Origin of the sequence: Pseudomonas syringae group sp. J254-4, from assembly GCF_032586855.1 — a bacterium.
GTDB classification, from domain to species: Bacteria; Pseudomonadota; Gammaproteobacteria; order Pseudomonadales; family Pseudomonadaceae; genus Aquipseudomonas; species Aquipseudomonas amygdali.
The window spans coordinates 58,918-72,004 of sequence record NZ_JAWHOO010000009.1 but is presented as its reverse complement, the minus strand read 5'-3'; the positions used below and the strand labels follow the sequence as shown (position 1 = coordinate 72,004).

The window sequence follows — 13,087 nt, the reverse complement described above, 5'->3', positions numbered from 1 at the left end:
CGGAAGGCAGCCGCACGGCCACCCAAGACCTTCAACCGATGCTGAAAAGCGCTTGTCCGGCCTGAACCTCTTCGCCGTTGGCAACCAGAATGGCGGTCACGACCCCTGCCTTTTCAGCCGTCACCGGATGAAACATCTTCATGGCTTCAACCACTGCCAGGGTCTGTCCCACTTCGACTGACGTGCCGACTTGAACGAAGGGCGGCTGGTCGGGCGCCGGGGTCAGGTGCAAGACCCCATACAGCGAGGCGCACGCCTGAGCCTCTTGCGCATTGGCAGTTGCACTTGCCTGAGAGGAAGCAGCAGCGTCGGTTGCAGGCGCTTTCAGCGACGTTGATGCAGATGGACTGACGCCGCTGGCGGCCTCGACCGACTCACGCAGCAAGCGCAACTGCGTATCGCCTTCAGACAGGCTGAGTTCACTCAGGTCCGATTCGGCCATCAGGTCGATAAGTGCTTTGATACGTTCCGGTTTCATGCAAGAGCCCTTGCCTGGCAAAAGAAATGTGGCTGAGGGCAATGTAACGAGAGCGATTTTTGACCGCCAAGACGGTTTGACTGTGGGGTGATAAGCGCCCCTTATGACGCCGGGGTTACTGTGTACGGCGATTGCCGCGCATCTCTGCGACCAGTTCCAGGAGGATGGCCTTGACCGCCTGGGCCGGAACCGAAAGCGGCAAGTGGCCTGACAGGCACAGGGCCAGCGGCGCTTCGATCTCGGGTTCGACGATCCGGCTCAGATTGACCGCATGCGTATCGGCCAGCACCCGCGCAGCAGACTCGGGAAGAATGGTCGAGCCGAATCGATCCGCTACTGCGGCAGCCAGAGTCGTCGATGATTCGACTTCTGCCACCACCCGGGCACTGCGCTCGATGCGCACAAATGCCTCATCCACCAGACGGCGGATGGTGTTGTAGGTGCGCGGCAACAGCAGGTCGATATCGGCCAGCTCGGCGAGGGCTATTTCCTCGCAGCCCTGAAGCGTGTCCTGGGCGCTGACCAGATACAGTTGCTCGCGAATCAACGGCACAAAACTCAGGCCATGCACCTCACGTCCGCCATAAAGAACGGCCATGTCCATGCGCCCGTTCATTATCAGTTCGCTCAGCGTGGTGCCAAAGTTCTCGTTGAGGTACAGCAGGATACCCGGATGACGCTCGCGCACCCGTTTCAGCAACGGCAGCGACAAGGTTGACGCAGCGGTGCCCGGGGCCAGCCCTACCGACACCGGCCCCGACAACGCCAGGCCGCTGGCGTTGACATCACTTTGCGCCTGCTCGCACTGACGCAGGATGACCTGAGCATGGCCATACAAAACCTTGCCCGCCTCGGTCGGGGTAACGCCGCGCTTGGTGCGAATCAGCAACTGCTGCTGCAACTCGGCTTCCAGCGTCACCAGTTGCTGGCTTAACGCAGGTTGCGCGATGTGCAGTACATCGGCGGCCTGGGTCAGGCTACCGATGTCGACAATTTTCACAAAGTATTTCAAGCGGCGAAGGTTCAAGGTGCTGCACTCCAGAGTCACGACCCCGATGCTTCAGCAAGACACAGGCCAGCTCTGAAAAAACCAGACATAAGCAATTGCTATGTCAGCAACTGCCGAGCGTGTTCGCAACGCATGGATGCCCCCGCAGGCATTGCTCGCCCGCTTTTGGTGCGGCACTGGTTCATCTGCGGTCATAAGCGCTGCCTATCAACCCAGAACAAACTCGTCTTATGGCCTGCACTCTGCAGGCTCGTAACGTATTCCCCGTCAAGGCCATCAACGAGGAATGCCAACGTGACCGCATCTCGCATCGCTGCCCGCGTGCTCCGCATCAAACCATCGCCCAGCAGCGCTGCTGCCGATCGGGCCAATGAACTGCGGCGCGCAGGCAAGTCGATCATCAATCTGGTGGTTGGCGAACCCGACTTCGATACGCCTGCCCACATTCGTCAGGCCGCCTCTGCCGCCATCGAAAACGGTGAAACCCGCTACACGCTCAATGCGGGTACTGCAGCGCTGCGCGACGCGATTGCCGCCAAACTCCAGCGCGAAAACGGCCTGAGCTACGCCCCCGGCCAGATCGTAGTCACCAGCGGTGCCAAGGCTGCGATCTTCAATGCCTTCGCAGCGACGCTGGGCATTGACGACGAAGTGCTGATCCCCGCGCCGTACTGGGTGTCGTACCCGGACATGGTGCTGGCCTGCGATGGTCGCCCGGTGACCTTACCGTGCCCCGAAGACAATCAGTTCAAGCTCACCGCCGAGCAACTACGCCACGCAATCACGCCGCGTACCCGCTGGCTGCTGCTCAATTCGCCGAGCAATCCGACCGGCGCGACCTACAGCGCAACTGAATGGCGGGCACTGGCCGACGTGCTGCTCGACTACCCGGACGTGCTGGTCATGACCGATGATATTTACGAACACATTCGCTATGACGACACCCCGCTCAGCCATCTGCTGACTGTCGAACCCGCCCTGCGCGAGCGTGTGCTGATCATCAATGGTGTATCAAAAACCTACGCCATGACCGGTTGGCGCATCGGCTATGCCGCAGGCCCCAGCGATATCATCAACGCGATGGCTACCCTGCAATCGCAATCCACCAGCAACGCCTGCTCGGTGAGCCAGGCCGCCGCAGTGGCGGCCCTCAATGGCGACCAGTCGTTTGTCGGCGAGAGCGTCAAGGTCTACAAACAGCGCCGCGACCGCTGCCTGGAGTTGATCAACGCAATTGACGGCCTGAGTTGCATCCAGCCACAAGGCGCGTTTTATCTCTACGTCAATTGCGCAGCGCTGATCGGCAAAACCACCCCGTCAGGCTCGGTACTGGAAGCCGACACCGATGTGGTTCTGTACCTGCTGGAAAGTCAGGGTGTTGCGGTTGTAGCAGGCACCGCTTATGGCCTGGCACCGTTCTTCCGGATGTCTACGGCGACGGCCCTCGAAACCCTTGAAACCGGTTGCACACGCATTGCGACTGCTGTCGCTGCGTTGCGCTGAGCGCCTGGCCATGACCACGCCGAGCCACCCGGCCCTGACCTTCAAACAGGCCCTGCTGGCCATGCTCGGCATTTCCCTGGTGCTGATGCTGTCCGCACTCGACCAGACAGTGATCGGCAACGCATTGCCAAGCATCGTCGCGGAACTCGATGGTTTCGAGCTGTATGCCTGGGTCGCCACCGGCTACCTGCTGGCGTCCATTGTGACCATTCCGATCTTTGGCCGACTGGGCGATTTCTACGGGCGTAAACCTTTCGTGCTGGCCGCTACGGTCATTTTCACCGTTGCTTCGCTGGTCTGCGCGCTGGCCGACAGCATGCTGGTGCTGGTCATTGGCCGGGCCCTGCAAGGCGTCGGTGGCGGGATGCTGATCGGTACGGCATTTGCCTGTGTGCCGGAGCTGTTTCCCGACACCCGTCAGCGGCTGCGCTGGCAGGTGCTGCTGAGTGCGATGTTCAGCGTGGTCAATGCCATCGGCCCAGGGTTGGGCGGTTACCTGTCCGGCGAGTTCGGCTGGCGTTCGGTGTTCTGGCTGAACCTGCCGCTGGGCGTGATTGCGTTGTTTTTTGCCTGGCGCTTTTTACCCTGGTATCGCCCGCCAACAGCCGGTGCGATCAGGCTCGACTGGATCGGCGCAGTGTTGATTGTCCTGAGCCTGGGCAGCCTGCAATTGTTCGTTGAATGGCTCGGTCAGCGCTCTCTGGCGATCAGCCTGCTGTGCGGCGCTATCACTGTTATTGCCTTGACCGGCCTTTGGTTCAGAGAGCGCCGTTGCGCGTTCGCCTTGCTGCCCGCCGGGCTGTTTGCCAATCGCAGCATCCGCCTGCTGTTCATCATGTCGCTGCTGGCCGGTGCGATCATGTTCACCCTGCTGTTTTACCTGCCTCTGCTGTTGCAGGGCAGCTACGGCTACTCGCCGCAGGACGCCGGGCTGCTGCTCACTCCGCTGGCCCTGAGTATCACTTTGGGCGCAATCGTCAACAGTCGCATCGTCACGCGTCTGGCAAACCCCAACTGGTTACCGATTGGCGGATTTATTGCCCTGTCGATTGCCTGCATCGCCTTGGCACTGGTCGGACTGCACGCCGGGTTCACGACCTTGCTGGGACTGATTCTGCTGGCGGGGCTGGGTCTGGGGTTCATTCTGCTCAACCTCACTGTATTCACCCAGACGCTTGCCGAGCGGCAATTTCTCGGTATCGCCACAGCACTCACTCAATCGTTGCGACTGGTTGGCGGCTTGCTGGGCACTGCCGCAATGGGTGTGCTGGTCAAGTTGCTGTACGTCGCCAATCTGCAACATGCACTGGCCTCGGCAGGCCAGATGCAGGCAATAGCGCGTCTGGCCGACCCTCAGGTCCTGCTGCAGCACATGCCCACAGATATCGACACCACGTTGCAGCTGGCTCGCACTGCCCTCGCCCATGCAGTCGGTACGGGGCTGTTGATCTGCGCCGCACTGGGCGTACTCGCACTGGTGGTTCTTTCCCGTTTACCTCGCGTCGCGCTGTATCAAGCGCCTCGCACAACGACACCTGAAACGGATTCAGCTGCAAAACACGCCTCTTAAAACAACAAGAAACCTGACTGCCGCCCGACCCTGCCTCTCACAACACTTAATGACAGCATGAGGATGAACCCGATGGAGCGTATCAATCGCGCCACCCCTTTCGTTGCGGGCTTTTGTGGCCTGCTGATCGCGCAGCAGAGCTTCGGCGAAGGTTTTCTGGAAGACAGCAAGGCCAGCATTCTGGCGCGCAACTTCTTCAGCAACGCAGACAACCGCAGCGGTGCTGCCGACCCGAACTACACGCAGGAGTGGGGCCAGGGCTTCATGCTCAACTACCAGTCCGGCTACACGCCCGGCACCGTCGGCTTTGGCGTCGATGCGCTGGGCCAGTTGGGCATCCGCCTGGACTCGGGCAAGGGCCGCCATTACAACCCGCAAAGCACGGCGTTCAACGGCAATATCTTCCCGACTGACAGCGACGGCCGCGCGGTCGATGAGTTCAGCAGCCTGGGCGCAACGCTCAAGGCACGCGTTTCAAAAACCGAGTTGAAATACGGCACGCTGGTGCCGATGCTGCCGGTGGTCATGTCCACTGATCGCATGCTGCAACAAACTTTTCGCGGCGGCCAGATTCAGTCTGGCGACTTGAAGGACTTCACTTTCACCGCAGGCCAGCTGGAACATGTCATGGGCCGCGGTTCGACCAACCAGATGGGCATGTCGATTCCGGGTGCCAACAACCCGCTGACCGGCGAATTCGTCAACAAGTTCTACTACGCAGGCGTCGATTACAAACCGACCAAAGACCTGACCTTGCAGTATTACTACGGCAATCTGGAAAACTTCTACAAACAGAACTTTCTCGGACTGAAATACGACATGCAACTCGGCCCGGGCACCCTGCGCACCGACCTGCGCCACTTCGACAACCGCTCGGACGGTGCAAACGGTCACGATCCGGCGTTCTACACGGTAGGTTATTACGGCAACGGCGTTACCAAGGGTGAAGTCGACAGCCGCCTGTCCAGCGCCCAGTTCACCTACCTCATCAACGGTCATACCTTTGCTGCCGGTTATCAGGCAGTGACCGGCGACAGCGACGCGGTATGGTTGAATCAGGGCGATGGATCAACCGCTTACTTCATGACCGAATCCATGATCGGCAAGTTTCAGCGCGCCGGAGAACGCACCTGGCAGGTCCGTTACGGCTATGACTTCGCCAGGCTTGGCGTTCCCGGGCTGAACTTCCTGGCCATGTATGAAAGCGGTTCGAACATCCAGACATCCGACGGCGACAAGAAGGAATGGGAACGCAACGTGACCCTGAGTTACGTGGTGCAGTCCGGCCCGGCGAAAAACCTCAGCGTTGCACTGCGCCATGCGCAACTTCGTACCGAGTTTGCCAGCCAGCGTGATGCCGATGAGCACCGGATCATTGTCAGCTATCCGATCAATATCTTTTAAAACCCGAGTGGGTGGCAGATACGGGGTGTATCTGCTGCCTGAGGGTTGGTTGACGGCGTGCACAAGCGCTCGTGCTGGTCACAACATTCGTTATAACCTTTGCACCTTGCAGAGGAAGCGAAAACAATGGATAAAAAGATCCCGAACCCCCCCACCGACCACGACCGCCCCAATGTCTTACTGGTTGTTGAAACCGATCCTGGCAAGCCTGAAGTCATCGGTGGCCCCGCTACGCCGTTAAAAGCAACTCATCCGAACTTCAATGACACACCAGCAGACCTTTACCCCGTAATGGAAAACCAGACGGGCATGCCTTTCAGCTGGTTCTATCGAAGCAGATACATCGGTTTTGCGTCCATCGCAGTTGTTGTGATCGGCATCGGTTTCGCCCTCTTTTTCCTAAGCCTGCAAAGTGACTGGTTTCAGGTGAAGAAAGTGCTGGCGATTACTGTGCTGTGGTTCGCCAACCTGATCTCGACAGTGCTCAATGCAGCCTACTGGTTTATTCGCAGAGGCCCGAAGTGGCTGACAGTATTGCTAGGCATTCAACTGATAATAGTGATGTCCGGGGTATTGTCTGCCTTGATCAATGACGGATGATGATACCTGTCTCTTGAGAGATGGTGCCCATCATGGGTTAGAGCGTGTTTGGGGTAGCCGTACAGGGGCTCGAACGTGCCGAGCCCCTTATCCAGATCAGCCAGACACCTGATCCAGAAATATCAGCTGCGGTGGCTCTGCCAGCCACTCGCCGCTTGCAGCTGCAAACTGTTGGTAATGCGGCGTGGCAACGTGCGCATCCAGTGCTGCCTGATCCTTGAAGCATTCACGCATGTAAAACGTGCCGTGCTCATCGCGCGCCTCGAACAGTGTGTACTCGATATTGCCCGGCTCTGATCGGGACGGTTCCACCAGTGCTGATAATGCTTCTTTCAATGCGGACTCTTTGCCCACAACGGCTTTCAGAACGGCGATCAAGGCCAACGGCTTTGCAGGTGTATTCATTATCAATGCTCCGGTATTCAATTCGATCAATGAGTGGGTGCAGGCGCAGCGTCGACTTTCACGCGTAGCAGGCTATAAGGTTTTGCACGCTTGTCGTGGCCCGAATTGAAACCGGCCTGACGGTGCAATTGGTTGACGATGAAATACAGGTAGCCATCCGGACCGATAGACAACGTATCAGGCCACAGCATGCGAGGATCGTGCGCCACGGTTTGCCATACACCGCTCGGCAGGCGTTTGCGAATTGCATTGTGCTCGTAGTCACCTGCATACACAGCACCGTCTGCATCAGCCTCAAGACCATCGGAGGCGCCCTTTTCACCGAGGTCCTCAACAGCCGCGGCCAGTTGCTGCTCACTTACACCGCTGTCGTTCAACAGCTCGGTAGCGACGGAGTACAGGTGGCGGCTGGACAGTGGCGAGAAATAAAGCGTCTTGCCATCGGCCGACAGCGCAATGCCGTCTGCGGCTACGTGAACCGGTTTGCGCGATCCGTCCGGGCCATCACCCAGCACCGGCACGCCCTCGACCACGGGCACGAAAGCCGGGTCGGCAGACGTCGACTTCGCGCCGCTCAGGCGCCGTACGGCATGCCCACTGGCAATGTCCATGACAATGATTGCACCCGGACCGCTTACCGAAGAGTCAGTCACATAGACAGTCCCCTGCGATCCTTTGCGGAAGTCGAAGCGCATATCGTTGACATAAGTGCTGGGCAATATGACGTTATCGGGAAACACCAGCCGCTTGACGATTCGGTTGGTGGCCAGGTCTACCGCAACCAGCTTGGCACCACCCGGACGCGGAGCAGCAAACTGCGGTGCGGCAGTGTCCAGAAGCCAGACGCGTCCTTTGCCGTCGGCCACCACACTCTGCACGCTGATCAGCCCGTCGCCGGGGTCCTTCGGATTCTCGCGGTTGACCGCCAGATCCGGGTAGGCAACCACTTTGCCATCACGAATCTCGCCCACCGTAAAAGGCACCTTGTCGCCCCAGCGAGGGAAGTTGACGAAAATTCGCCCGGCTTCAGTAACTGTCACACCGGTAGGCATCGCATCGTAAAAGGCATGCACCTGTTCAAGCTTGCCTACCGGTCTGTCGGCAGGGGCGCTTGCAGGGAGCTCGGTGATGGTCGCGCCGTAGGCCAGGGAGGTGGTGAGTGTGGCGGCGGACAGGATGGCCAGTGCTGCGCAAATTAATTTTCGATGCATGGTGCTCTCCTGATGGAACAGCCAGGGCTGCTCATCGGCATTCAGTAATACGGGCTGTGCGCACGGAAGGTGATGGCGTTCATCACCCTACGAGGCTCAAGGACGATGAATAGACAAGACTGCGGGTATTTTGGTCTTTCTCATTACAAAGAAAAACGCGGGGAATACGCTAACACTTTCAACGCTGAGGCGAAGATCACCACTTTCGCCAAGGCACGCAAGCACCGCATTCATACGGCGAAGCTGCGCCTGGAAGGACTCCAGCCGCTCATTTGGCGGCTGGCAACCAACTGTCCGAGCCAGGCCAACAACTCAGGCCACTCCCCTTGCGCGAGTCTCATCCGACCAATCAGCCGCCGACCTTGGCCCAGCGGAGGGATCCAGACTGCTGACCGCATCGAGCCGTTGAATCTGTTCGTCAGCCAGCGTCAGCGACAAGGCGCCCAGATTATCGGCAATCTGCTCGTGCGAACGGGGCCCGATGATAGGAACAGCGCCGTGCGAACCTGCCCAGGCAATGGCTACCTGACCAGCGCTGACACCAAGCTCATGGGCAACAGCCAGAACAGTATCGAGAATCCGGGTGCGCTGCGCCGAGTTCTCAGGCTGGAACACCTTGCCGCCAAACCCCTCAGCGCGCCCGCTCTCCCCCTTGCGGTATTTGCCGGTCAGCATGCCACCCCCCAGAGGTGACCAGGTGACGACGCCAAGGCCAAGCGCGTAAGAAGCCTGAAAAAGATCAGCCTCAGGCTCGCGATGCACCAGGCTATGTTCGAACTGAGCGGCTGCAATCGGTAATGCACGGCTGATTTCGGCCAGCGTAACCGCGCGAGCAAGCCGCCATGCAGGGAAATTGGACAGGCCTGCGTAGAGGATTTTCCCTGCACGCGCCAGATCTTCAAACCCTCTGACAATTTCCTCGATGGGTGTAACAGCGTCTGGGTGGTGCGCCCAATAGATGTCGATGCGGTCCGTCTTCAAGCGCTTGAGACTTGCCTCAACAGAGCTGACCATTGCCTTGCGGTTGTTGCCGATCGCCAGTCGGCCGGGATTGGCCGAGGCGCCGTTGGTGAATTTGGTCGCCAGCACGAAATCATCGCGTCGGCCTTCCAGCAGCGTACCGAGTAACTCTTCGGACTGACCGAACTGATAAATGTCTGCAGTATCGATGAAGTTGCCACCCGCCTCTGCATAGGCGTTGAAAATTGCCTTGCTGGCAACCGGGTCGGCACCGTAGCCCCAGCCCGTGCCGAAGTTTCCTGTGCCCAGCGCCAATTGCGAAACATTGAGCCCGGTTTTGCCAAACGTTCTGTATTTCATGGTTTTCTCCTGCCGATTGAGGATCGCCCGTGGTGCGATCCTGTTGCTGAGAAACAAGGTGGACAGCTATCAGTAGCTTTGAGCGGTTATGATTACGATCAGCATCTTAACTGTCAACGATTTTGATGACGGTCAGCATCAATGCTATATTCACACCCTGCCGAACCCGGACGGGAAAAAACCAAGCAGGCAAGAGAGGCAAACCACATGAGAGTCACCAAGGCGCAGGCCCAGGCCAACCGGGCACACATTGTCGAGACGGCATCCGTTCAGTTTCGCGAGCACGGCTTTGACGGTGTCGGGGTGGCAGACCTGATGGCCGCGGCGGGCTTTACCCACGGCGGGTTCTACAAGCACTTCGGCTCCAAGTCCGACCTGATGGCCGAATCGGCAGCCTGCGCCATCTCGCGCACCGTGGAGCAATCGAAAGACGTCGATCCTGCGCAGTTCATCGAGTACTACCTGTCCAGAGAGCACCGGGACAACCCAGGCACCGGCTGCACGATGGCCGCACTCAGCGCTGATGCCGCACGTCAGTCAGACGACGTCAAGGCAACCTTCGCCGAGGGTATCGAGAGCATACTTGCCGCCCTGGCTCCGGCAGGCACGTCTCCTGGCGACAACGAATGGAAACAGGCGCGGGCAAACACCATCGATATGTTTGCCCATGCACTGGGCGCGCTGCTGCTATCGCGCAGTTGCCCGAACGACTCGCCACTGGCAGACGAAATACTCGATGTGTGCCGTACGAAAATGTTTGAGCAACTGCAGGCTCTTTGACCGCTTCTATGAAGGAAACAGTTTGCTCAGGCACGCCAACTTCTTTTTGTACGACTTTCTCGCTTCGAGAGCCTCCTCCAGCGTTACCGCCACGAATCGAGCCTTCTGGTTGGGCTGCATCTGACCGATCAGGTCGAGGTCGGCGCTGATCACCGTGCCGATCATCGCGTAGCCTCCGCCAGACACCGCGTCACGGTGCAAGACAATCGGCTCCAGCCCGGCAGGCACCTGAATCGAACCGATCGGGTAGCAGCTGTCGACGATATTCGATGGATCGGAGCCTGCCCCGAAAGGCTGCTCCCTGGGCTGGAACGTCAACGCCCTGCCCCCCTTGAAGCGATAACCGATGCGGTCGGCTTCCGAGCCTACGCTCCAGGACTCTGAGAAAAAGCTGGTGGCTGCGAATTCGGTCAGACGTTCGTAATACAGGCCCGGCACCACACGCAAATACAATTCCCCACCCAAAGACTGGCGCAAAGCCATCGGCAAGCTCGCCCCAGCCCGCCCCTTGCCGCCGGGAATGCCTATTGGCAACTGGTCATCAGCCATCAGTCGGCGGCCCTGAAAACCGCCAAGCGCACCCAGCGTGTAAGTCGACCGACTGCCCAGCACCAGCGGCACATCAATCCCCCCGGCAACCGCCAGATAGGTGCGCGCGCCGTCCTTGGGGAAGTCGAAACGCAGCACCTGTCCGGCTTTTACCGCAAAGGCGGTGTCGTGGTGCATTTCCACACCGTCGAGGCGCGCCGCCATGTGTGCACCACAGACCGCCGCCAATGTATCGCACTGGAACTCCAGCTCCGGCCCCAGCAATGTGCATTCAAGCCCGGCGGCACCGGGTGGGTTGCCAACCAGTTGATTGGCAGCGCTGAGCGCGTACTGGTCAAGCGCACCGGAGGGCGGAATGCCCAGGTGGTAATAGCCTTCGCGGCCAAGATCCTGCACCGAGGTCGCCAGACCGGGTTTGAGCACCTTGATCATGCCAGCACCTCCTGCAACGACTTGGGATAACCAGCGGGATCAGCCAGAAAGGCATCCAGGGAAAACTCGACCGGACGAATCCGCAAATCGAAGCGCCCGGCTTCGACCTCTGCAACGGCCGCATCATAGGTGTCCCGATCAACCGGTTTGAACTGGACGATGTCGCCCGGCCGGAAAAACACCATGTGCTCTTTCAGATAAGCCAGACCCTGCTGCGGATCGTAGATCGGCGCGGGCGTAACGCCGAACATCTGGTAGCCACCCGCTCCGCGCACCGAGTAGATACAGCCGAAGCAGCCGCCGTGACCCAGCGTAAGCTTGGGTGTATCGGTACGTGGCCGCAGGTATTTGGGCACTTGCAGTTGGCGCTCGCGTTCGACCATCTGAAACATGAATGGCAGACCAGCCACAAAACCGACCATTGAGACGAACCACGGCGCGCCGCTATGAGCAGCAATGAAAGCATCGACATCCGCCAGGTTATTGATGCGCGCAGCGTATTCCAGGTCCGTCGAACCCGGATCCTGGTGGCGGTCACGAAAACGCATCAGGGTTTCATGGGTCCACGGATCGTTGTAAAGCACCGGAATCTCGATGATGCGGGTTTGCAGCGTACGTTCGGCCACTGCATCGGCCTCGGCCGCTCTCACTGCCTCAAGCAAGGCATGCGGTGCAATACGGTCCGGGTCGAAGCGAATCTGGAAGGACGCGTTGGCCAGGCATACGTCCAGTACACCGTCCAGTTCCAGACGCTCGACCGCACGGGTCACCGCCAGCCCTTTGAAAAAGGCCTCCAGCGACATACTCTCGCTGACCTCCGCGAACAGGTGTTCATCAGCGCCAAAGCTGTAGCGAATCGGATCAGCCATGTCTGTTCCTTGTTGAATTTGTTGTAGAACGGCAGGCGAATATCAGTAACGTGGCTCCTGTGTCTGTGCACACGATGCCATTTGACTCAGCGCGGCTTACGCACCGTGATCCCGGCAGCGTCCAGCGCCTTGCGGGTCGCTTCGGCAAGGGCCAGAGCGCCCGGCGTGTCGCTGTGCAGGCAAATCGAATCGAATTCAATGCTCAGGTCCTCGCCCTCAACGGTGCGCACCAGACCTTGCTGGCACGCGCGAACCACGCGTGCCGCGACCTCGGCCGGGTCATGCGCACGCACATTACGGGTGAAGACGATGGAGCCGCTCAAGTCGTAGTCGCGATCAGCGTAGAACTCGCGAATGACCGGCTGACCGAGTTCCTGAGCGATCTTGCAGATAACCGAACCGGGCATGCAGTAAAGCAGCAATTCAGGCTCCAGGCGCTGAAGGTTTTCCACCAGCAGACGGGCAGCGGCTTCATCCCGGGCAAGGTGCATATACAGCGCCCCATGGGGTTTGAAATGCTGCAATGTCACGCCCTGAACCCGCGCCAGCTCACGCAATGCACCCAGCTGGTAGAGCATGTCATCGACCAGCTCCTGCGGCGCTGCGTTGATGTGCCTCCGTCCGAAGCCGACCAGATCGCGGAACCCGGGGTGCGCGCCAATGGCAACGCCCAGCTGTTTCGCCTGTTCTATGGTACGGCGCATCGTGCCGGGGTCACCCGCGTGAAAACCGGTAGCGACGTTGGCGGAACTGATGAAGGCCATCAATTCGTTATCGACGCCGTCACCAATGGTCCACGCGCCGAAGCTTTCACCCATGTCCGAGTTGAAATCCACCTGCATGGCGTTTGCTCCTGAGGCTATCGAGTCAAGGGTCAATCCGGAAAAGAAGCTATCCGGCTTCCTGCAAAACACGTTAGATTCGCTCGCACCCCTTGGGTAGATCTATTTACAGATA

The 13,087-nt window shown here is 59.2% G+C and carries 13 protein-coding genes; 5 read left to right on the top strand and 8 right to left on the bottom strand.

Going from position 1 to position 13,087, the window contains the following annotated elements; translation table 11 throughout:
- Nucleotides 1–31 precede the first annotated feature (31 nt).
- Nucleotides 32–478, bottom strand: a complete 447-nt coding sequence (locus tag RYB09_RS13290; protein WP_316888837.1) for an acetyl-CoA carboxylase biotin carboxyl carrier protein subunit — start codon at nucleotides 476–478, stop codon at nucleotides 32–34.
- Between the two features lie 115 nt (nucleotides 479–593).
- The gene (gene nac, locus RYB09_RS13285) at nucleotides 594–1,505 is read right to left on the bottom strand and encodes a nitrogen assimilation transcriptional regulator NAC (RefSeq protein WP_058402878.1); all 912 of its coding nucleotides are present in this window, start codon (nucleotides 1,503–1,505) and stop codon (nucleotides 594–596) included.
- A gap of 276 nt (nucleotides 1,506–1,781) precedes the next feature.
- Here nac and RYB09_RS13280 point away from each other — a divergent pair, with 276 nt between their 5' ends.
- From RYB09_RS13280 to RYB09_RS13265, 4 genes are all read left to right on the top strand, one after another.
- Entirely contained in the window at nucleotides 1,782–2,990 is a 1,209-nt protein-coding gene (locus RYB09_RS13280) for an aspartate transaminase (RefSeq protein ID WP_044318788.1), read from the top strand.
- Nucleotides 2,962–4,560 (top strand): MFS transporter, encoded by a 1,599-nt coding sequence (locus RYB09_RS13275; RefSeq protein WP_316888925.1) that lies wholly within the window; start codon nucleotides 2,962–2,964, stop codon nucleotides 4,558–4,560. Before RYB09_RS13280 ends, RYB09_RS13275 begins: the two co-directional genes overlap by 29 nt.
- A gap of 72 nt (nucleotides 4,561–4,632) precedes the next feature.
- Nucleotides 4,633–5,964, top strand: a complete 1,332-nt coding sequence (locus RYB09_RS13270) for an OprD family porin (protein ID WP_016981677.1) — start codon at nucleotides 4,633–4,635, stop codon at nucleotides 5,962–5,964.
- 126 nt (nucleotides 5,965–6,090) lie between these two features.
- The gene (locus RYB09_RS13265) at nucleotides 6,091–6,564 is read left to right on the top strand and encodes a hypothetical protein (protein ID WP_316888834.1); all 474 of its coding nucleotides are present in this window, start codon (nucleotides 6,091–6,093) and stop codon (nucleotides 6,562–6,564) included.
- Between the two features lie 96 nt (nucleotides 6,565–6,660).
- Here RYB09_RS13265 and RYB09_RS13260 read toward each other — a convergent pair whose 3' ends face one another.
- From RYB09_RS13260 to RYB09_RS13250, 3 genes are all read right to left on the bottom strand, one after another.
- Nucleotides 6,661–6,969 (bottom strand): putative quinol monooxygenase, encoded by a 309-nt coding sequence (locus tag RYB09_RS13260; protein WP_122281004.1) that lies wholly within the window; start codon nucleotides 6,967–6,969, stop codon nucleotides 6,661–6,663.
- 26 nt (nucleotides 6,970–6,995) lie between these two features.
- Complete coding sequence (locus RYB09_RS13255; RefSeq protein WP_316888831.1) at nucleotides 6,996–8,180, bottom strand: L-dopachrome tautomerase-related protein; 1,185 nt, start codon at nucleotides 8,178–8,180, stop codon at nucleotides 6,996–6,998.
- Between the two features lie 312 nt (nucleotides 8,181–8,492).
- Nucleotides 8,493–9,500, bottom strand: coding sequence for an aldo/keto reductase (locus RYB09_RS13250; protein ID WP_316888829.1), 1,008 nt, complete (start codon nucleotides 9,498–9,500; stop codon nucleotides 8,493–8,495).
- Nucleotides 9,501–9,707: 207 nt separating this feature from the next.
- Between RYB09_RS13250 and RYB09_RS13245 the strand changes: the two genes are divergently transcribed.
- A complete protein-coding gene (locus RYB09_RS13245) occupies nucleotides 9,708–10,280 on the top strand; it encodes a TetR/AcrR family transcriptional regulator (RefSeq protein WP_058409492.1) in 573 nt (190 codons plus the stop codon).
- A gap of 6 nt (nucleotides 10,281–10,286) precedes the next feature.
- Here the strand turns inward: RYB09_RS13245 and RYB09_RS13240 are convergent, their stop codons facing one another.
- The 3 genes from RYB09_RS13240 to RYB09_RS13230 form a co-directional block, all read right to left on the bottom strand.
- Complete coding sequence (locus tag RYB09_RS13240) at nucleotides 10,287–11,261, bottom strand: biotin-dependent carboxyltransferase family protein (protein ID WP_316888827.1); 975 nt, start codon at nucleotides 11,259–11,261, stop codon at nucleotides 10,287–10,289.
- Nucleotides 11,258–12,130, bottom strand: coding sequence for a 5-oxoprolinase subunit B family protein (locus tag RYB09_RS13235; protein WP_058409491.1), 873 nt, complete (start codon nucleotides 12,128–12,130; stop codon nucleotides 11,258–11,260). The genes RYB09_RS13240 and RYB09_RS13235 overlap by 4 nt, the downstream gene beginning before the upstream one ends.
- A gap of 86 nt (nucleotides 12,131–12,216) precedes the next feature.
- Nucleotides 12,217–12,972, bottom strand: a complete 756-nt coding sequence (locus RYB09_RS13230; RefSeq protein WP_057402540.1) for a 5-oxoprolinase subunit PxpA — start codon at nucleotides 12,970–12,972, stop codon at nucleotides 12,217–12,219.
- Nucleotides 12,973–13,087: the final 115 nt, after the last annotated feature.